This is a genomic window from Telluria sp. Soil_C_11 (assembly GCF_057657395.1).
In genome coordinates this window covers 23,480-43,263 of the sequence record NZ_JBDGIN010000012.1, presented here as the reverse complement: position 1 = coordinate 43,263, position 19,784 = coordinate 23,480, and the positions used below count along the sequence as shown (strand labels likewise).

The following is a 19,784-nucleotide window of genomic DNA, read 5'->3' as shown; positions in this document are numbered from 1 at the left end:
TCGCACCATACTGTGGCTTTGTACAGTATAGCGGCGCAATATCGCTTTACCCAGCAGTTCCGTCGCTTTTTTACAGCAGCGTGCCTTTTTGCTACGGCTTGGGCGCGACGTCCTCCGCTTCCTGGCGCTTGTTGGCGTGCTGGATGATGGCCGAGATCAGGGCGACGTCGGTATCGACCGGGGTCAAAGCCGTTTTCGGCAGCGAAGCCGGGCGCTTGTGGCGCGGCTCGGCATGGGACAGCGCAGCCGTACGGGCGCCGGCTGCCGGAGCTTTGCCCGCCGCTGCCCGCGCCGCGCCTTTTCCGGCGGCGGCGTGCGCGGCCAGGCGTTGCGGATCGCGCGCGAACTCCTGCGGCGCGATGCGGCCGGCATGCTGCTGCGGCGGGAGCGGATGCACCGGCTCGGCAGGCTCGTCCGGCTCGTCCGGCCCGGCCCCCGGCGCGGGTGCGGCCTCGACGATGGCCGCGCCGGCTGCCGGTACGGGATCGGGCGCGGGTTCGGGCACTGCATCCGCTGCGGCCCGGGAAGCCGGTTCAGGCGGCTCGGCGGCGATCGCTGCCGCTGGCTTGACCGTGACCGCGCCGGCCAGCGCGCTGTCGGCGGCGGGCGAATCGTCGTCATGCGCCAGCCAGGCCAGCGCGCCGACCAGGGCGCACACCAGCACGCCCGCGGCGCCGTACCACGCCGCGGCCGGCAAGCCCCGCATTCCGCGCAGGAGGCGCTGCGGCAGCCCTGCGGCTTCACGGCGGTCGAGCATGGCGAGGATATGGATCTCGTTCGCCGTCCGGCGCGTCGAGGACATCAAGTTCGGACGCCGCGAACTGGATTGATCTTCATCTGAAGGGCGCACCGTGTACCTCCTAAGATTGGACACTCGTTCCAATTAGAAACAAACCGGAGAAGCGCATGCTGATCTTCCTCGCCCTTTTGTACTTTTGCCTGGCTTGCGGCCTGATCTGGCTGGCCTGTTTCCCTGCCAGGCGGGCATCGGTGCTGCAGTTCCTGGGCGGCTTGCAGCGCCGCCTGCAGTCGCGCGCAGGGGACTGGCGGCACTCCGGTGCGTCGGGGTGGCGCGACGCCCGCCTTGGCGTGCGCTGGCGCTGGCGGGATGTGCGCGCCTGGCTGCGCAAGCGCCGCGCCTTCGTCGCCGTCGGCGTGCCGCTGGTGCTGGTGCCGCCGCTGGTCGCGCTGCTGCTGCGCCGGCCCGACATGCTGCCCGGCTACGAGCCGCTCGATACCGTGGTCGACGCCCAGGTCGCGGCCCTGCTCAAGGGCGAGCAGCTGGTGCCGCCGGCGGCCCTGCCTCCGGTCGCCTTCACCACCCGCGAAGTCGAACTGGTACGGCCGATGCTGGTCGACGCCAGCCGTAACTGGGGCCTGCTGCATCCGGACTTTTCCCAACGCCTCTTGCTGGCCTTCCGCATCATGAAGGAAAAGCATGGCTACGAGATGGCGCTGCTGGAGGGCTACCGCAGCCCGGCGCGCCAGGACATGCTGGCGAAGATGGGCGCGGCGGTGACGAATGCGCGCGCCTTCCAGAGCTGGCACCAGTACGGGCTGGCGGCCGATTGCGCGTTCTGGCGCGACGGCAAACTGGTGATCTCCGAAAAGGACCCGTGGGCGATGCGCGGCTACCAGTTATATGGGGAAGTCGCGGAATCGCTGGGCCTGACCTGGGGCGGGCGCTGGACCATGATGGATCTCGGCCATACCGAGCTGCGCCTGCGCGGCGTAATGCGGCGCTGATGCGTGGGCTCGCGCCATTGTTCCAGCGCAACAATCGGCGCGCAATTAGTGCCACCATTCCCTGTGGTTTTCATTCAGAGCGCCGAACAAAACCTCCATGGCATCGTTGCATCGTCTCGCCGTACTAGCGTACTGTCTTCGACGACGCGCCTTGCCCTGAAGGTTCTGTTCGACGCTCATAACCTTTCGAACAGAATCCACTATGGCCCGACTCTGGCAGTTTCTCACCAACAGCCGCGTATTGGCCGTGATCGGCATTGCCGCGCTCGCGGGCTTCCTTGTTCTCGGCGCGGAATCGCTCGAAGTGGCGGCCATCTGGGCCGTGCTGGCCGGCCTGCTTTTGCTGGCCGCCTGGGGCGCCTGGCGCCTGGTGCGAGGCTGGCTGCGCAAGCGCGCCGCCGCCCGCCTGAGCGAAGCCATCGTCGCCCAGGCCGGCGCGGAAGCAGGCGAAGGAAAAGCCCAGCGCAACGATGCCCAGGTGCTGCGCAAGGGCATGCTGGAGGCGATCAACACCATCAAGACCTCGAAGCTGGGGCTGACGCGCGGCGCCCAGGCCCTGTACGAACTGCCCTGGTACATGATCATCGGGAACCCGGCGGCGGGCAAGAGCAGCGCCATCAAGCATTCCGGCCTGACCTTTCCCATCCCCGGCAGCAAGGGGGTGCAGGGCGTGGGCGGCACCCGCAACTGCGACTGGTTCTTCACCACCGACGGCATCCTGCTCGACACGGCCGGCCGCTATTCCGTGTTCGAAGCCGACCGCGCCGAGTGGTTCAGCTTCCTCGACCTCCTGCGCCGCCACCGCCGGCGCGCGCCGATCAACGGCATCATCATCGCCGTCAGCGTTGCCGAGCTGGCCGGCGGTTCGCCGGAAGCCTCGATCGAGCTGGCCAAGAGCCTGCGCACCCGGGTCCAGGAACTGACGGAGCGCCTCGGCGTGCATGCGCCGGTGTACGTGGTGTTCACCAAGGCCGACCTGATCGCCGGCTTTTCCGACTTCTTCCACGACAGCGACCGCGCCGAGCGCGAGCGGGTCTGGGGTGCGACCCAGCGCTACAACCGGCGCTGCACCCCGCAGGACGTGCTGGCCTTCTTCGACCAGCATTTCGACGAACTGTACGACGGCCTGAAGGAGTTGAGCCTGGCCACCATGGCCGGCAACCGCAGCGCCGCGATGCGTCCCGGCGTATTCACCTTCCCGCTCGAATTCGCCTCCCTCAAGCCGCAACTGCGCGCCTTTCTCGCCACCCTGTTCGAAGAAAACACCTGGCAGTTCAAGCCGGTGATGCGCGGCTTTTACTTCACCAGCGCGCTGCAGGAGGGCGTGGTCGAGAACCTGTCGTCGCGCCGCGTCGCCAGCCGCTTCGACCTGGAACTGAAGGCTGGCGTGCAGAAGGGCGCCCAGCAGGAAGAGCAATCCGGCTTCTTCCTGCTCGACCTGTTCCGCAAGGTGATCTTCGCCGACAAGGACCTGGTCAAGCGCTACACCAGTCCCGCCGCGGCGCGCCTGAAGCATGCGGCCTTCTTCGCCGCCACCGTGCTGCTCGGCTGCGCGCTGGGCGGCTGGAGCTGGTCCTATATGGGCAACCGCCAGCTGGTCGCCAACGTCCAGGCCGATCTCGACAAGGTGATGAAGCTGCAGGCCAGGGGCGGCGGCCTGCAGTCGCGCCTGGAAGCGCTGGACATCCTGCAGGACCGCATCGAGCAGCTGGAAAAATACCGCGGCGACCAGCCGTGGGCCCTGTCCTTCGGCCTGTACCAGGGCGAGGCGCTGGAACGCAAGCTGCGCGACGAATACTTCGCCGGCGTGCGCGAGGTGATGGTGCAGCCGGTGGCCGGCGCGCTGGAGGCGCTGCTGGCCGAGATGAACGCCAACGCCTCGCAGCTCGACCCGAACGCGCAGGCGGCGCCCAGGGCCAGGCCGGGCCAGCCCTATCAGGACGTCTCGGCCACCAATGTCGGCGATGCCTACAACGCCCTGAAAACCTATCTGATGCTGGCCGATAAGAGCCACGCCGAGCCGGGACACCTGAACGACCAGCTCACCCGCTACTGGCGCGTGTGGCTGCAGGCGAACCGCGGCAGCATGCCGAAAGAGCAGATGATCCGCAGCGCCGAGCGCCTGATGACCTTCCACCTTTCACACATCCAGGATCCGGCCTGGCCGCAGATCACGCCCAAGCTCAGTCTATTGGATACCGCGCGCGAAAACCTGCGCCGCGTGGTGCGCGGCACGCCGGCGCGCGAGCGGGTCTACGCCGACATCCGCACCCGCGCGGCGACGCGGTACCCCGCGGTGACGGTGGCGCGCATCGTCGGCGAGCAGGACCAGGCGCTGGTGGTGGGCAGCCATGCGGTGTCCGGCGCCTTCACCCGCGAGGCCTGGGAAAAATTCGTGATCGGCGCCATCCGCGAAGCGTCGAACCGCGAACTGCAGAGCAGCGACTGGGTGCTGAAGTCCGTCGCGAAGGATGACCTGACCCTGGAAGGCAGCCCGGAACAGATCCAGAAGACCCTGATCGACCTATACAAAGCCGAGTATGCGAAGGAATGGGCCGGGTTCGTGCAGGGCGTGACGATCGCCGACCTGAATGGCTTCGAGGCGAGCGTGCAGGCGATGAACCGGCTCGGCGACCCGCAGACCTCGCCGCTGGCCAAGGTGCTCAAGACGGTCTACGACGAGACCTCCTGGGATGACCCTGGCCAGGCGAAGGTGAGCCAGGCCAAGCTCAAACGCGGCGTGATGGCCTGGTTCCGCGAAGTCGTGCTGCGCCAGGCCCCGGGCGATGCGCGCCAGCTGGCCGATGCGATCGGGCCGCTGCCGGCCGGGGTGGCCCCGGCGGCCGGTCCGGTCGGGCGCGAGTTCGCCGGCGTCGCGCGCCTGGTCGGGGTGAAGGAGAAGGACGCCTCGCTCATGACAGGTTACCTGGATGCGCTGTCGAAGCTGCGTTCGCGCCTGAACCAGTTGAAGAACCAGGGCGATCCCGGCCCCGGGGCCAAGCAGCTGATGCAGCAGACCCTGGAGGGCAATGGCTCGGAGCTGGCCGACGCCCTCAAGTACGTCGACGAGCAGATGCTGACCGGGATGACGGACGCCCAGAAGCAGATGCTGCGCCCGCTGCTGGTGCGTCCGCTGGTGCAGACCTTTGCGATGATCGTGCTGCCGTCCGAGTCCGAGATCAACAAGACCTGGCAGGCCCAGGTCGTCGAACCCTTCCAGAAGAACCTGGCCGGCAAGTACCCGTTTGCGCCCGGCGCGCAAATGCAGGCGACACCCGCGGAAATTGGCCAGGTGTTCGGTCCCGAAGGCGCGGTCGCCAAGTTCGTCGGCACGACCATGGGGCCATTGGTCGTGCGGCGCGGCGACGTGCTGTCCAGCCGCACCTGGGCCGACATCGGTGTGACCCTGGCGCCGCAGGTGGTGAGCGGCTTCCCCGGCTGGATCGCGCCGTTGTCGGCAAATGGCGTCGCGGCCGGCGGCGGCCCGCAGACCGTGTTCCAGCTGTTGCCGATGACGGCGCCCGGCGTCACCGAATATACGATCGAGATCGACGGGCAGCAGCTGCGCTACCGGAATACGCCGCCGGCCTGGGTGAACATGGTGCATCCGGGGCCGCAGGGGGCGAGCGGGGCGAAGGTGAGCGCTGTTACCTTTGACGGTCGCACCGTCGAACTGTTCAACGAGCCGGGGGAGCAGGGGCTGACCAAGCTGATCGCCACTGCCGTCAGGAAGAAACTGGAACCTGGCGTGGCCGAGCTGCGCTGGACCTCTGGCAGCACGACGGTGGGCGTCACGCTGAAACTGGTCAGCAGCGCCTCCAGCGGCTCCGACGGCCAGGCCAGCCGCGGCTTCAATGGCCTGCGCCTGCCGGACAGCGTGGTCGGCCGCCCGGCGGGCAGCGGCCAGCAACTGGCTGGAGCTGCACAATGAACCGCGCACTAGCCTCGAGCCGGATCGGCTACTTCGGCAAGATCCCCGCCCGCAGCGACTTCGTCAGGGTCGCCGAGGACCAGCCGGTACTGGGCATGCTGGACGACTGGCTGGCCCAGGTGATGACCCGGCTGCCGAACGACGCGCGCTGGAAGCTGTACTACGACGCCTCGCCGCCGGTCAGCTTCGCCTTCGTCGGCCCGCGCCGCCGCCATGCGATCGCCGGCCACCTGGTGGCGAGCCACGACCGCTCCGGGCGCCGCTTCCCCTTCCTGATGATGCGCACCGTCGAGGTGCCCGACCCGCAAGCCTTCGTCTCGCGCTGCCCGCTGGCCTTCGCGCCGCTGTGGGAGTTCCTGGGCGGGATGGCGCCGCGCGTGCTCGAGACCACGGACCCGGGCCCGCACCTGCATGCGATCGCCGATACGCTGGTCGGCCTCGGCGAATACGACGGCCAGCTCGACGATTTCCTGGCCGTCGCCACCGTCAGTTCCCTGTCGGCGGAGCTGGAGCTGGCGGCGAACCGCCTGGTCCTCGGCCTCGGCCTGCTGCTACAGCCGGTCATGCACAGCCGTCCGGCGGCGTTGCACAAAAGCCTGGTGCTGCCGCTGCCGCGCCAGGGCGATGCGGCGGCGCGCTGCCGGGTAGCGGCGTTCTGGCTGGAGCTGGTCACGCCCTTCATTCGCCGCACCGCCTTCGACCTGGTGCTGTTCGTGACCACGGTCGCCGAGCGGCCGGCGCTGGTGATCGGCTTCGGCGGCGCCGCCGCCGAGACCCTGCACGGGATCGTCGACCCGCTGGCCGGGTGCGAGCAGCAGGTGCAGCTGGTCGACGACGGCTGGATCGACGAGCAGCTCGGCATCGACATCGACGTGCGCGCGCTGGCCAGCTACCTGGAGCAGCCGATGCTGCCGCTGCGGATGGCGCGCGAACTGTTCCTCAAGACTTTCATCGGAGCCGCCACGTGAAGCTGACAACGACGATCTGCATTGCCGCCGCCTGCCTGGCCGCGGCGCCCGCCCTGGCCGACGGCAGCGCCAATCCTGCGGCGCCGATCGTAGTGTCCGGCACCGTCCCCGACGACGCCAGCAAGGCGGCCCTGCTGGCGCGCCTGCGTGCAGTGTATGGCGCCGAGCGCGTGGTCGACCAGCTCGCGGTGGGCAAGGTATCGGCGCCGGCGAACTGGAACGATCACGTCGCCCGCCTGATCGGACCGAACCTGAAACTGGTCACGCGCGGCCAGCTGCAGGTCGACGGCACCAGCGTCAGCCTGCGCGGCGACGTCGCCAGCGAAGCGCAGAAACAGCAGATCGCCGGCGAGCTGGCGCTGAACCTCGATCCCGGCTACACCGTCAATAATGGCCTGCGGGTGGCGGTGTCGGAGCAGGGAATGCTGGACGCCGCGCTGGCCGACCGCATCATCGAGTTCGAGTCGGGAAAGGCCACGCTGGCCGATTCCGGCAAGGCCATCCTCGACCAGATGAGCGTCGCGCTGCTGCGCCTGAAGGACAAGAAGGTCGAGGTGATCGGCCATACCGACAACGCCGGCTCGCGCGCCGGCAACCTCTCGCTCAGCCAGGCGCGCGCCGAGGCGGTGAAGGCTTATGTGGTGAGCCGTGGCGTGAATCCCGAGATGGTGGCAGTGTCCGGCGAGGGCCCGGACCGGCCGGTGGCGGACAACCGCACGCCGGAAGGGCGGGCGCGGAACCGGCGGATCGAGTTCAAGGTAGTTCAATAAACATCAAACCGGGGTCAGACTCCGTATTTTGGAAATATCCTGCTGGCTGTTTCCAATTTCGGGAGTCTGACCCCGGTTTGTTTTTGCGCAAGCGTCTACGGCAGCGTGATCGTCACATTCGCCGACTGCGGCGGCAGCTTCACCAGGTCGTTGTAGCCGGCCATCGCGACATCCGTTTCATGCGCCAGCGCCGTGCGGAAGCCCAGGTAGCCGCCCAGGGTCACCACGGCGAACACCATCGACAGCGCCCATAGCGACAGGTCGCTGCCCAGCTTGTGCGCGATCTGGTCGGGACGCTCGGCATGCGGCGCGAAGCCGCGGCTCTTTCCGCGCATGCGCGCGATCTCGTCGCCCAGGCGGGCGGTCAGGTAGTTCAGCTTGTCCCTGCCGTCCAGCGCGAAGCGTCCCTCGAAGCCGAGCAGCAGGCAGACGTGGAACACCTCGAGCGCCTGCAGATGCACCGCCCCCTTGGCGCGCAGGTCTTCGAGGCGCTGGAAGAAGTGCTCGCCGGCGAGCTGGTCGCCGAACAGGCGCAGCTGCAGCGGGCGGGTCTCCCAGGCTTCGCGGATGTCGTAGTCGGAGCGCAGGATGATCTCGTCGACCGCTGCGCAGAACGCATACTTGGCGGCGGTGACGTCGTCGGCGGGTACGCCCAGCGCCTTGGCGTTGCGGTCGATGTCGCCGAGGAAGCGCGTCATGTGGTCGGCGAACGCGGTCCTGTCGTGCGGACCGCAGCCGTTCTTCAGCAGGAACAGCGCGTAAAAGCCCTCGTACATCAGGTCGACGAGGGAGGCGGGGGTAGTGCCGGCGGCATTGCGATTGCCGGCCTGGGGCGCGGCGCGCCGTTCGACGTGTTGGCTCATGCTGCGATTCCGATGAGTTCGAGTTTGAGGTCGCGGATCCCGTTCGGCACATAGATCGAGATCGCCTGGGCCTTCAGCATGCTTTCGTACAGCACGCCGCGGTTCTCCAGCACAAAGTAATAGGTGTCGGGCCGCACCGGCACCGCGCTCGGCACCTGCGGCGCATGCACCAGGCGCACGCCGGGCATGGCCGACAGCACCAGCTTGTCGACGTCCTCGGGCGCGCCGATCTTGAAGCGCAGCGGCACGATCTCGACCAGCTGCAGGGCCGGCATGTCGGCCGACACGCCCAGGAACAGCGTGGTCTGGGCGTTGATCTTGCCGGAGTCGAGCACCCCCAGGTGATAGGACGGGCGCTCGTTCGACAGCGCGATCGCGAAGTACTTCGACGAGATCACGGTATCGAGCAGGTCGCGCAGGATCGCATCCAGGCGCGCGAAGGCCGGGCCCGGGTCCTGGTGCACGTAGGCCGGCAGGTCTTCGAGCTTGCTGCTCCGCGAAAAGGTCATCAGGCCGCCGGCAAGACCCAGCAGCTCCTGGAACAGGCGCTCGGGATGCAGGTCGCGGTGGGCCAGGAAGTGGGTCAGCGCCGCGTAGCCGCTGCTGACCGTGTGCAGCAGCCAGAACGAGGCGACGTCGCCGCCGCGCAGCTCGACCACGTTCTTGCTCGGCTCGCGGTAGTGGCCGTACAGGGCGTGCACCTTGGCCAGCAGCTTTTCCATCAGCCGGGCCAGCTGGCTGTGCAGGCCGGGCGCGCCCTCGATCGACAGGCTGGGCGGCACGAAGGCATGGTCGACCTCGAAACCGCCGGTAGCGACGCGGCGCAGGTGCACCAGGGGGATGGTCTCGAAGGCTTCCAGCGGTTCGAGTTCGGACACCAGCCGCAGGCTCCGGGTCAGGTAGGCGACCGGCGCGCTGGCGGCGTCGGTAAACAGGTCGAAGGTATCGTGCTCGTGCTGGCCGAACCGGGTGTCGGGCCGGGTCTCGCCGCGCGCGGCGCAGTTGTCGCCATGGTCCTTGAGCGCCGGCAGGGCGGCGTGGAAGGTGAGCGTCTGCACCGAAGAAGGCAGTTCTCCCAGCCGCACCTGGGCCGGCAGGGCATCACGGTCGGGGGCGTGCAGGATTTCGCCGTCGGGGAAGATCAGCGACAGTCCGGTGATGCGCAGGGTGTCGGCCTTCAGCGCATCCAGGTCGAGTTCGAGCTTGCGCACGCCCCATGCATAGGGATGCAGGGCGCTGGCGGTGTCGTTCAGGCGCGCCTCGTGGTAGCGGTCCTGCTGCTGGAAGTGCTGGGGACGCAGGAACAGCCCTTCGCCCCACAAGACCTTCGATGGTGGTTTCACGGATGCCTCGCGCAGATGTCACAAAACTCTAGCTTGGGGGAAACCACACCGCTTTCATTGACATCGGACAAGCGATAAGGGCTTGCCCGCACCGGCCGCGCTGCTGCTCATGGCGCAGGCATGCAGGCCGATCGTCACGCCGGTCCGTTCGGCTTCCGGCGCGGCGATGGCGAGCCGCCAGCCCTCCGGCGGCGGCGAATAAAACAGGGCGACCACGCCGAGCCAGCCGGCCTCGCGCGGCAGCTTTTCGTAGAGTTCGAGCTGCTGGCCGGGCACCAGCGTCAGTTCGCGCACTTCGACCAGGTCGGCGCCCAGCGCCTCGCGCTCGCTCTGCGGCGACAGGAAGGCGGAATAGGGCGCCTGATCGAAAGCGGTGCGCTGGCGCAGCTTGTAGATGCGCACCAGCAGGGCCAGCGACTGGCCGCGCGGGTCCACGTTAAGGCGTTTCGCGGCATGCAGGCGCAACGCCACGTTGCGTGGCGGTAGCTGCGCTTCGGGCACGGGCGGCGGCTTGCGCAAGCCGGCGGCTTCCAGCAGTCCGGCTGGCGAGGGCCCGGCGCCGGCGGCACAGCCGGCCAGCAGCAGGCAGCAGAGGAATCCGGTCAAGCGGGAAGGAAAAGGTGCGGTAGCCATCGCGTGATGCCTTTGGTAAATAAGCCGACAGCGACATTTAACGGGATCGCCATCGATGCACGCTGAGCATGCGCAAGCCCGGTTTCGACCGGGCGCAATTGCGAGGGGAACCTTAGTTGACGTCACACAATTCTCCCCAGAAATCGCGCGCCAATAATGGCGCTTGATTTCACCCAGGGAGAGCCAGATGAAGTTCCAACGCTTGTTGCCGAGTCTAATCTGTGTTGCGATGCTGTCGGCTTGCGCGAGCTCCGGCCAGGTGGCCAGCAGCGCCAGGCCGGCGCCCACCATGGCCGCCGCGATGGCCGATGTCGACGCCGCCGTGCTGGCCGGTCAGAACGACAAGGCCTATGCCTTGCTGAAGAGCGCAGGCAGTACTTTTCCCACCGACAAGACGCCGTGGGTAAGGATGGCCCAGATGCGCTTCGACAGTACCGATTACGGCGAAGCCATCGTCGACGCCCTGGAAGCGCTCGAGCGCGACCCGGACGACACGCTTGCCAACAGCATCGTCGCGGTCAGCGGCCTGCGCGTGACCACCAGGGCGCTGGCCGACCTGAGCGAAAAGAATAACCTGAGCGGCAACGTGCGCACCGAGGCCCAGGAGCTGGCCAAGCTGCTGCGCACCAGCCTGGGCGAGGAGGTGCTGGTGGCGAACGGCGCCCGGCCGGCCCCGGTGCGGCCCAAGGATGCGGCGGGCAGGAAGCCGGCTGCGACCCGGTCCGCCGCCCGTGCCGCCAGCAACGACCCGTTCGACGCGCTCAAGTAAGCCGTCCGGACACACATCCTTCCACCCAGCCTGGAGCCGCCATGCCCAAGAATGAAAGCGTGCAGAAACGCCTGCAGAAAGTGCGCGCCCCGCGCGTGCAGATGACCTACGACGTCGAGATCGGCGACGCCATCGAGAACAAGGAGCTGCCCTTCGTGGTCGGCGTGCTGGGCGACTTCGGGAGCGACCCGGACGCCGCCAAAAAGCGCCTGAAGGACCGCAACTTCGTCAATGTCGACGCCGACAACTTCGACGAAGTGATGAACGGGGTGGCGCCCAGCGCCAACTTCCGTGTCGAGAACCACCTGTCGCCGGAAGGCGGCGAGTTCGCGGTCAGCCTGCAGTTCCGCGAGATGGCCGATTTCCGCCCCGAGTCGGTGGTGCAGCAGGTCGCGCCTTTGAGGGGCTTGCTGGAAGCGCGCAGCAAGCTGGCCGACCTGCGCAACAAGCTGGCCGGGAACGACAAGCTGGAAGACATCCTGAACGACGTGCTGACCAACACCGAAAAGCTGGAAGGCCTGCGCAAGACGAAGGAGGAAACCCATGACGGCGATGCTTGAAACGGCGGCGAGCCCGGAGGCTGGCGGCGCGCTCGAACTGGACACCGGCCTGCTCGACCAGATCGTCGAGCAGAGCAGGGTGGCGAAGTCCAGCAGCGAACACGAACGGGCGCGCGACATCATCTCGGAACTGGTGACCCAGGTGATGGAAGGCACCATGGTCATCTCCAGCAACCTGTCGGCGACGATCGATGCGCGCCTGGCCGAGCTGGACCGCATGATCTCGGCCCAGCTGTCGAGCATCATGCATGCGCCCGAATTCCAGAAGCTCGAGCGCAGCTGGACCGGCCTGCACTATCTGGTGAAGAACACCGCGACTTCCACCAACCTGCAGATCCGCATGCTCAACGCCACCAAGCGCGAGCTGGTGAAGGACTTCCAGTCGGCGCTGGAATTCGACCAGAGCAGCCTGTTCAAGAAGATCTACGAAGAGGAGTTCGGCACCTTCGGCGGCGCCCCGTACGGCGCCCTGATCGGCGACTTCGAGATCAACCGCCAGCCCGAGGACATCTACTTCCTGGAGCAGATGTCGCACGTGGCCGCGGCCAGCCATGCGCCCTTCATCACATCCAGCGCGCCGGAACTGTTCGGGATCGAGAGCTTCGGCGACCTCGGCAAGCCGCGCGACCTGGCCAAGGTGTTCGACACCGTCGAATACGCCAAGTGGAAGGCGTTCCGCGAATCGGAAGACGCGCGCTACGTCGGCCTGACCCTGCCGCGCTTCCTCGGGCGCCTGCCGTACAACCCGATGGACGGCACGGCCACCGAGGGCTTCAATTTCGTCGAGGACGTCGACGGCAGCGACCATCAGAAGTACCTGTGGTGTAACGCCGCCTACGCCTTCGCGACCAAGTTGACGAAAGCTTTCGAGGACTACGGCTGGTGCGCGGCGATCCGCGGCGTCGAAGGCGGCGGCCTGGTCGAGAACCTGCCAACCCACACCTTCAAGACCGACGAGGGCGAAGTGGCGCTGAAGTGCCCGACCGAGCTGGCGATCACCGACCGCCGCGAAAAGGAGCTGTCGGACCTCGGCTTCATCTCCCTGGTGCACTGCAAGAACACCTCGTACGCGGCCTTCTTCGGCGCCCAGTCGGCGCAGAAGGCGCGCAAGTATGCCAACGATGCCGCCAACGCGAACGCGCTGCTGTCCTCTCAGCTGCAGTACATCTTCGCGGTTTCGCGCATCGCCCACTACATGAAGGCCATGATGCGCGACAAGATCGGCAGCTTCGCCGCCGCCTCGAATGTCGAGGATTACCTCAATCGCTGGTTAACCCAATATGTGCTGCTGGACGATAACGCCAGCCAGGAGCAGAAGGCCCAGTTCCCGCTGCGCGAAGCCAGCGTGCAGGTGGCGGAAGTGCCGGGCCGTCCCGGCGTCTACCGCGCGGTGTCCTTCCTGCGTCCCCATTTCCAGCTCGACGAGCTGTCCGTTTCGCTCCGACTGGTCGCGGAGTTGCCGCAATCGACCAAATCCTGATTCATTCACCAACCATTATTGGAGTAAGACATGGCAATAGACGTGTACCTGCAAATCGACGGCATCAAGGGCGAATCGATGGATGACAGGCACAAGGACTGGATCGAATGCAAATCGGTGGCATGGGGCGTGATCCAGCCGAAATCGGCCACTTCCTCGACCGGCGGCGGCCACACCGCCGAGCGCTGCGAGTATTCCGAAGTGGTGATCACCAAGCTGGCCGACCTGTCGTCGCCGGTGCTGCTCCAGACCTGCTCGTCCGGCAAGACCATCCCCAAGGCCAAGCTCGAGTTCATGCGCGCCGACGGCCAGGGCGAGCGGGTCAAGTACTTCGAGGTCGAGCTCGAGAATGTGCTGATCGGCTCGGTCCAGTCGGCGGTCTCGGAAGGCGATTTCATGTCCGAGAACGTCGGCCTGAAGTTCTCGAAGGTGAAGTTCAAGTACACCCAGCAGAAGATCGGCGGCGGCGCCGGCGGGAATACCTCCGGCGGCTGGGACCTGGCGTCCAACAAGGTGGCCTGAGCCGCCTGTCCGATCGGTTTGCCTGACGCGCTCCGTTGCCAGCGCGCTTGCCGCGGCCTCGTGCCGCGGTCTTTTTTGGAGGGAGGACCACGACGATGGACATCAACCTGAAGACCCTGATCGGCAAGTTGAACGACACGACCCGGGCGGCGGCCACGCGCGCGGCCGGGATCTGTGTCGGCTTCGGCCAGTACGAGGTCGACATCGAGCACCTGTTCCTGGCCCTGCTGGAGCAGCCGGCCAGCGACTTCGTGGTGGCCGCGCGCGCCGCCGGGATCAGCCTGACCGCCTTCGAGACCGACCTGCGCAAGGAAGTCGAGCGGCTGCCTGGCGGCAGCGGCCGCACGCCGGTGTTTTCGCGCCACCTGCCGGTGCTGTTCGAGCATGCCTGGCTGATCGCCTCGCTGGGGCAGGCCGCCCATGGCCGGCCGCAGCAGATCCGCAGCGGCCACCTGCTGCTGGCGCTCCTGGCCGAACCCGGGCTGGCCCAGCTGGCCCAGCGTGCCTCGCGCTGCTTCATGGAGTTCCCGCTGGACCGCCTGAAGCACGACTTCGACAAGCTTACCCGCGGCTCCTGCGAAGCGCCGGCGGCGACAGATGAGGCGCAGCCGCAGGCCAGCGCATCCGGCGATCCGGTCGGCGAACTGCAGGCCGCGGCGCCGGGCAGGACGCCCGCGCTCGACCAGTACACGACCTGCCTGACGGCGCGCGCCCGCGACGGCAAGGTCGACCCGGTGATCGGGCGGGACGCCGAGATCCGCCAGGTGATCGACATCCTGATGCGGCGGCGCCAGAACAACCCGATCCTGACCGGCGAGGCCGGGGTCGGCAAGACCGCCGTGGTCGAAGGGCTGGCGCTGCGCATCGCCGCCGGCGAGGTGCCGGACGTGCTGCGCGGGGTCGAGATCCACACGCTCGACATGGGCCTGCTGCAGGCCGGCGCCAGCGTCAAGGGCGAATTCGAGAACCGCCTGAAGAACGTGATCGAGGAGGTGAGCAAGAGCCTGCACCCGGTCATCCTGTTCATCGACGAGGCCCACACGATGATCGGCGCCGGCGGCGCGGCCGGCCAGAACGATGCGGCCAACCTGCTGAAGCCAGCGCTGGCGCGCGGCGAACTGCGCACCATCGCCGCCACCACCTGGGGCGAATATAAAAAGTATTTCGAGAAGGATGCCGCGCTGGCGCGCCGCTTCCAGGTGGTGAAGGTCGAGGAGCCGGACGAGGACACCGCCTGCGCCATGCTGCGCGCGATGGCGCCGCTGATGGAACGCCACTTCGGCGTGCGCATCTTCGACGAGGCGATCCGCGAGGCCGTGCGGCTGTCGCACCGGTATATCAGCGGACGCCAGCTGCCGGACAAGGCGGTCAGCGTGCTCGATACCGCCTGCGCCAAGGTGGCGCTCGGCCAGAGGGCGACGCCGGCGGCGCTGGAGGAAGCGACCCGCGCCGTGGAACGGCTCGATGCCCGCATCGGCGTGCTGGTGCGCGAGCAGAGCGGCGGCGCCGACCATGCGGCGACGCTGGCACGGCTGCACGCCGAGCGCGAAGCCGGCCTGAAGGAGCAGGCGCGCCTGCGCACGCAGTGGGAGCGCGAGCAGGCCATCTCGAGCGAGATCCACGCCATGCGCGCGCGCCTGGAAGCCGGCGATTCCGCGGACAGTCCGGCATTGCAGGCCCTGATCGGCGAGCTGCGCACGCTGCAGGGCGAGACGCCGCTGGTGCCGCTGCAGGTGGACGGGCATACGGTGGCCAGCATCGTCGCCGGCTGGACCGGCATCCCGCTGGGGCGCATGGTGAAGGACGAGATCCGCACCGTGATGAATTTGCAAGGGACGTTGGATGAACGCATTCTCGGCCAGAGCCACGCCAGCGGCATCGTCGCCCAGCGCGTGCGCACGGCGCGCGCCAACCTGGAAGACCCGGACAAGCCGAAGGGCGTGTTCCTGTTCGTCGGCACCTCCGGCGTCGGCAAGACCGAGACCGCGCTGGCCCTGGCCGACCTGCTGTATGGCGGCGAGCGCAAGCTGGTCGCCATCAATATGAGCGAATACCAGGAAGCGCACAGCGTGTCCGGCCTGAAGGGCTCGCCGCCGGGCTATGTCGGCTATGGCGAGGGGGGGGTGCTGACCGAGGCGGTGCGGCGCAATCCCTACAGCGTGGTGCTGCTCGACGAAATCGAAAAGGCGCACGGCGACGTGCTGGAGCTGTTCTACCAGGTGTTCGACAAGGGCGTGCTGGACGATGCCGAAGGCCGCCAGATCGACTTCCGCAACACCGTCATCATCCTGACCTCGAACGCGGCTTCGAGCCAGATCATGCAGGCCTGCCTGAACAAGCCGCCCGCCGAGCGGCCATCCCCGGACGAACTGGCGCAACTGATCCGCCCGACCCTGATGAAGCACTTCAAGCCGGCCTTCCTCGGACGCCTGACCGTGGTGCCGTTCTACCCGATCGACGACGAGGTGCTGGCCGACATCATCCGCCTCAAGCTCGAGCGCATCAAGGCGCGCGTCGCCGCCAACCACCATGCCGGCTTCGAGTACGACGATGCGCTGGTGAGCGCTGTGCTGGCGCGCTGCACCGAAGTCGATTCGGGCGCGCGCAGCGTCGACGCCATCCTGAACGGCACGCTGCTGCCGGAGATCGCCGACAACGTGCTGGCGGCGATGGCGGCCGGCGGAGGCATCAGGCGCATCAAGGTCGGCGCGACCAGGGGCGGCAAGATCAAGTACGCGGTCGAACCGTCATGAGGAGGGCGCCATGCTGAACCTGGAACGCTTGCTGGCGCCGGTCGGCGGCGCCCGGCCCTGCGGCGAGGACCTGTCCTTCACCGTCGAGATCGACGCGATCGTGCGTGCGCGCCAGGCCGACGATCCCTCGCTGGAGCAGGGCGCCTGGGTCACCGAGCTGAAGGAAGCCGACTGGAAGTTCGTCGCGAAGCAGTGCGCCCAGCTGATCGAACAGCGCAGCAAGGACTTGCAGCTGGCGGTCTGGCTGGTCGAGGCCGAGACCAGGACGGGCGGCCTGCGCGGCCTGGCCGACGGCCTGATGCTGGTGGCCGCGCTATGCGACCGCTGGTGGGACGGCCTGTATCCGCTGCCGGACGAGGATGGGCACGAGCGGCGCATCGGCAACCTGTCCTGGCTGGCCGCGCGCATCGCGCCGCTGCTGCGCGAGGTGCCGCTGACGGAAAGCCAGCCCGGCCAGCCTGCCTATGCGCTGCGCGACTTCGACGTCGCGCGCATGCATGGCGGCGACGAACTAACGAAGCTGGAGACGGCGAAGGCGCGCAGCTCGCCGGCCTTCTTTGCGGCCCTGCTGCGCGATTGCGAGCATTGCGCCGGCGCGCTCGAACGCATCGAGCGCAGCGTCGACGCGCGCCTTGGCGTGGACGGGCCGAGCTTCAGCGCCGCCAGGTCCGGCCTGCAAAGCGTGATGCTGTTCGTGAAGCCGATGGTGAAGGAGGGCGCGGCAGCGCCTGCGGCGGAGAAGCCGGCTGGCGCAACGGCTGCGGCAGCGGCGCCGGTATCGCAAGCTGCGCCGGTCGACGCGGCCGGCGCGGACGCGGGCGGGCCGCCGCAATCGCGCGCCCAGGCCCTGGCCCGGCTGCGCGAAGTCGCCGAGTTCTTCCGCCGCACCGAGCCGCACAGCCCGGTCGCCTACCTGGCGGAAAAAGCCGCGCACTGGGGCGAACAGCCCCTGCACGTGTGGCTGCGTTCGGTGGTCAAGGACGAGGCCTCGTTCGCCCACATCGAGGAGATGCTGGGCGTCGCGCCGCCAGCGGAAAGCTGAAGGCGGCGCGAACGGCGATCCGGCTGCGGACGGTCAGGCCTTCGGCGCCTGGCCGGACGCGGCCGCCAGCTGCGAGGTGGCGCGCGCCACCTGTTCCTCGACCCGGCGCATGGCCTCGCGGGTGGACTGGGTCACCTGTTCGTAGCCCTTGAAGGCATTGTCGATCGCGGCCTTGATGATCTCGACCGCGTTCTCCTGGCCCGGCTTGACGTTCTGGGTGACGTCGTAGATCAGGGCCGACAGGGTGTTCTTCGCTTCCACCAGGTGGGTGTCGGCGGCCTGCTGGAAGTCCTTCTGGATGTCGGCGACGATCCGGCGCAGTTCCTCGCCGTAGGCCTGGGCGTCCTGTACGCCCGGCTGCAGGCGCGCGGACAGGGTGTCCAGCGCCGCTTTCGGATCGCTCGCCTGGCTCATCTGGCGGCTGGCGGCCACCGCGCCTTCCATCGAATTCTTCGCGGTGGCCATGTTCAGCGCCACCACCTGCTCGACGCCCTGCACGGCCTTGCTGGCAAGGGCATTGAAGGTTTCGACCTGCAGCTCGAACAGGGTCTTGGTGGCGTTGGCAAATTGCTCGGGGTTGGTGAACATCGATGTCTCCTCGGTTGGTTTTCCTGCGACGGCACTCAATGTTTGTCTTTTTACATTATTTCTCGGACATGCGGAATTCGCAACGGGCGTCACGATAGGGACCGGCGAACCGGGTCCAGCCGGGACCGAGCGGGGTCTGGGAGCAGGCCAGGGCGCCGTCGGCCTTGCTGCGCCACTGGTACCAGGGCGCCGGCGCGGCGTTCAGGATGGCGGGACCGGCCAGGGCAAGGCCCAGCAGGATGGCGACGATCTTGTTCATGGGCCGAGCTTGCCCGCGGCGGCGCGCCAAGTCAAGCATGCGGACCTGGCTTGACCTTCCCGCGATGGGAAGGTGTATCCTGTGGCGGACAGATGAAGGAGGGACGATGTTGAATATCGGCGAAGCGGCGCAGGCATCCGGGGTGTCGGCCAAGATGATCCGGCATTACGAATCGATCGGTCTGCTGCCGGCGGCCCAGCGGACGGCGGCCGGCTACCGGGTCTACGGCGAGCAGGACGTGCGCCTGCTGCAGTTCATCCACCGCGGCCGCGCGCTCGGCTTCCCGCTGGAGAAGATCGCCGGGCTGCTGGCCCTGTGGCAGGACCAGGACCGGGCCAGCGCCGACGTGCGCCGGCTGGCCGAGCAGCACATCGCGGAACTGGAACGCAAGATCGAGGAACTGCAGGCGATGAAGCGCACCCTCGAGACCCTGGCCCGGTCCTGCCACGGCGACCAGCGCTCGGATTGCCCGATCCTCGATGACCTGGCGACCCACTGAGCGGCCGCCCATGCGCATCCAGACCCTGCTGCTGTCCCTGTTCACCCTGGTCCTGCTGGGCGCGGCCGCCACCTGGCTGGCCGGCTCCAGCCTGATCGCCGTGCGGGCGCAACGGATCGGACCCGCGCCCTGGCCGCAGGCGCAGGAGGTGTCCCTGCCGGTCGACGGCGGTATGCGGGTCGAAGGCTGGTACCTCGAAGGCAGCGGCGCGGTGCTGCTGCTGCACGGTATCGGCAGCGACCGTCGCGCGATGCTCGGGCGGGCGCGCTTCCTGCACGCGCGCGGCTACGCCGTGCTGCTGGTCGACCTGCCCGGCCAGGGCGAGAGCCTGGCGCCGGCGGTGACCTTCGGCCTGCACGAAGCGGCTGGGGTGCGCACGGCGCTGGCATGGCTGCGGCGGCAGGCGCCGGGCCAGCGCATCGGCGTGATCGGGACTTCGCTGGGCGCGGCGTCGCTGGTGCTGTGCCGGGACTGCCCGCCGGTGGACGCCGTGGTGCTCGAATCGATGTATCCGACGATCGAGGAAGCGGTCGAAGACAGGCTGCGCATGCGCGTGGGCGCGCTGGGCAAGCCGCTGTCGAATCTGCTGCTGTGGCAGCTGCCGCTGCGCCTGAAGATTGCGCCGTCCGAGCTGCATCCGATCGCGCGCCTGCCGGAGCTGGCGGCGCCGGTGCTGATCGCCGCCGGCAGCGCCGACCTTCATACGACCCTGCCCGAAACCCGGCGCCTGTTCGCCGCCGCGCGCGAGCCGAAATCGCTGTGGGTGGTCGAAGGCGCGGCGCACGTCGACCTGCATGCCTATGCGCCGGCCGAGTACGAGCGCCGCATCGGCGAATTCTTGGCGATGCACCTGGCAGGGCAGGCCGTCGCCAGGCCATGAAGCGGCAGCCGGAACGCAAAACGCCGCAATCCTTTTGCAAAGATTGCGGCGTTTTGCGCCGGGGATCATCTCGCGATGAGCCGGAGGCTTTCTGCAAGCCGGGTAGCATTTGGTGCCCACGGAGGGACTCGAACCCCCACACCTCGCGGCACATGGACCTGAACCATGCGCGTCTACC

The 19,784-nt window shown here is 67.9% G+C and carries 18 protein-coding genes; 12 read left to right on the top strand and 6 right to left on the bottom strand.

Annotated features, from left to right (window positions below; all coding sequences use genetic code 11):
- Nucleotides 1-91 precede the first annotated feature (91 nt).
- Nucleotides 92-802: a hypothetical protein gene (locus tag AC3A6M_RS18360; RefSeq protein WP_487854161.1), complete on the bottom strand. Its 711-nt coding sequence runs from the start codon at nt 800-802 to the stop codon at nt 92-94.
- 104 nt (nt 803-906) lie between these two features.
- Here AC3A6M_RS18360 and AC3A6M_RS18355 point away from each other — a divergent pair, with 104 nt between their 5' ends.
- The 4 genes from AC3A6M_RS18355 (at nt 907) to AC3A6M_RS18340 (ending at nt 7,415) form a co-directional block, all read left to right on the top strand.
- Nucleotides 907-1,746: a M15 family metallopeptidase gene (locus AC3A6M_RS18355; protein ID WP_487854160.1), complete on the top strand. Its 840-nt coding sequence runs from the start codon at nt 907-909 to the stop codon at nt 1,744-1,746.
- Between the two features lie 202 nt (nt 1,747-1,948).
- Nucleotides 1,949-5,677 (top strand): type VI secretion system membrane subunit TssM, encoded by a 3,729-nt coding sequence (tssM, locus tag AC3A6M_RS18350; RefSeq protein WP_487854159.1) that lies wholly within the window; start codon nt 1,949-1,951, stop codon nt 5,675-5,677.
- A complete protein-coding gene (gene tagF, locus AC3A6M_RS18345; protein ID WP_487854158.1) occupies nt 5,674-6,645 on the top strand; it encodes a type VI secretion system-associated protein TagF in 972 nt (323 codons plus the stop codon). Before tssM ends, tagF begins: the two co-directional genes overlap by 4 nt.
- Entirely contained in the window at nt 6,642-7,415 is a 774-nt protein-coding gene (locus tag AC3A6M_RS18340; RefSeq protein ID WP_487854157.1) for an OmpA family protein, read from the top strand. The genes tagF and AC3A6M_RS18340 overlap by 4 nt, the downstream gene beginning before the upstream one ends.
- Nucleotides 7,416-7,510: 95 nt before the next feature.
- On the opposite strand, the gene icmH is transcribed toward AC3A6M_RS18340, so the two are convergent.
- The 3 genes from icmH to tssJ are packed head-to-tail and all read right to left on the bottom strand — an operon-like array spanning nt 7,511 to nt 10,254.
- The gene (gene icmH, locus AC3A6M_RS18335) at nt 7,511-8,278 is read right to left on the bottom strand and encodes a type IVB secretion system protein IcmH/DotU (RefSeq protein ID WP_487854156.1); all 768 of its coding nucleotides are present in this window, start codon (nt 8,276-8,278) and stop codon (nt 7,511-7,513) included.
- Nucleotides 8,275-9,621: a type VI secretion system baseplate subunit TssK gene (tssK, locus tag AC3A6M_RS18330; protein WP_487854155.1), complete on the bottom strand. Its 1,347-nt coding sequence runs from the start codon at nt 9,619-9,621 to the stop codon at nt 8,275-8,277. Before tssK ends, icmH begins: the two co-directional genes overlap by 4 nt.
- Before the next feature lie 54 nt (nt 9,622-9,675).
- The gene (tssJ, locus tag AC3A6M_RS18325; protein ID WP_487854154.1) at nt 9,676-10,254 is read right to left on the bottom strand and encodes a type VI secretion system lipoprotein TssJ; all 579 of its coding nucleotides are present in this window, start codon (nt 10,252-10,254) and stop codon (nt 9,676-9,678) included.
- Nucleotides 10,255-10,441: 187 nt separating this feature from the next.
- On the opposite strand from tssJ, the gene AC3A6M_RS18320 reads away from it, so the two are divergent.
- From AC3A6M_RS18320 to tssA, 6 genes are all read left to right on the top strand, one after another.
- The gene (locus tag AC3A6M_RS18320) at nt 10,442-11,023 is read left to right on the top strand and encodes a tetratricopeptide repeat protein (protein ID WP_487854153.1); all 582 of its coding nucleotides are present in this window, start codon (nt 10,442-10,444) and stop codon (nt 11,021-11,023) included.
- A gap of 41 nt (nt 11,024-11,064) precedes the next feature.
- Complete coding sequence (tssB, locus tag AC3A6M_RS18315; RefSeq protein WP_487854152.1) at nt 11,065-11,583, top strand: type VI secretion system contractile sheath small subunit; 519 nt, start codon at nt 11,065-11,067, stop codon at nt 11,581-11,583.
- Nucleotides 11,576-13,063, top strand: a complete 1,488-nt coding sequence (gene tssC, locus AC3A6M_RS18310; RefSeq protein ID WP_487854226.1) for a type VI secretion system contractile sheath large subunit — start codon at nt 11,576-11,578, stop codon at nt 13,061-13,063. The genes tssB and tssC overlap by 8 nt, the downstream gene beginning before the upstream one ends.
- Before the next feature lie 30 nt (nt 13,064-13,093).
- Nucleotides 13,094-13,585 (top strand): Hcp family type VI secretion system effector, encoded by a 492-nt coding sequence (locus AC3A6M_RS18305; RefSeq protein WP_487854151.1) that lies wholly within the window; start codon nt 13,094-13,096, stop codon nt 13,583-13,585.
- 95 nt (nt 13,586-13,680) lie between these two features.
- Nucleotides 13,681-16,338: a type VI secretion system ATPase TssH gene (gene tssH, locus AC3A6M_RS18300; RefSeq protein WP_487854150.1), complete on the top strand. Its 2,658-nt coding sequence runs from the start codon at nt 13,681-13,683 to the stop codon at nt 16,336-16,338.
- Nucleotides 16,339-16,348: 10 nt separating this feature from the next.
- On the top strand, nt 16,349-17,380 hold the full coding sequence (tssA, locus tag AC3A6M_RS18295) for a type VI secretion system protein TssA (RefSeq protein WP_487854149.1): 1,032 nt from the start codon (nt 16,349-16,351) through the stop codon (nt 17,378-17,380).
- 33 nt (nt 17,381-17,413) lie between these two features.
- On the opposite strand, the gene AC3A6M_RS18290 is transcribed toward tssA, so the two are convergent.
- Together AC3A6M_RS18290 and AC3A6M_RS18285 are read right to left on the bottom strand one after the other, a co-directional pair.
- Nucleotides 17,414-17,968: a phasin family protein gene (locus tag AC3A6M_RS18290; RefSeq protein ID WP_487854148.1), complete on the bottom strand. Its 555-nt coding sequence runs from the start codon at nt 17,966-17,968 to the stop codon at nt 17,414-17,416.
- A 55-nt stretch (nt 17,969-18,023) separates the two neighbouring features.
- On the bottom strand, nt 18,024-18,227 hold the full coding sequence (locus AC3A6M_RS18285) for a hypothetical protein (protein ID WP_487854147.1): 204 nt from the start codon (nt 18,225-18,227) through the stop codon (nt 18,024-18,026).
- A 106-nt stretch (nt 18,228-18,333) separates the two neighbouring features.
- On the opposite strand from AC3A6M_RS18285, the gene cueR reads away from it, so the two are divergent.
- Nucleotides 18,334-18,726: a Cu(I)-responsive transcriptional regulator gene (gene cueR / locus AC3A6M_RS18280; RefSeq protein WP_487854146.1), complete on the top strand. Its 393-nt coding sequence runs from the start codon at nt 18,334-18,336 to the stop codon at nt 18,724-18,726.
- Nucleotides 18,727-18,736: 10 nt separating this feature from the next.
- Nucleotides 18,737-19,606 carry an alpha/beta hydrolase gene (locus AC3A6M_RS18275; RefSeq protein ID WP_487854145.1) on the top strand — a complete coding sequence of 290 codons (870 nt, stop codon included), beginning with the start codon at nt 18,737-18,739 and terminating at the stop codon, nt 19,604-19,606.
- Nucleotides 19,607-19,784: the final 178 nt, after the last annotated feature.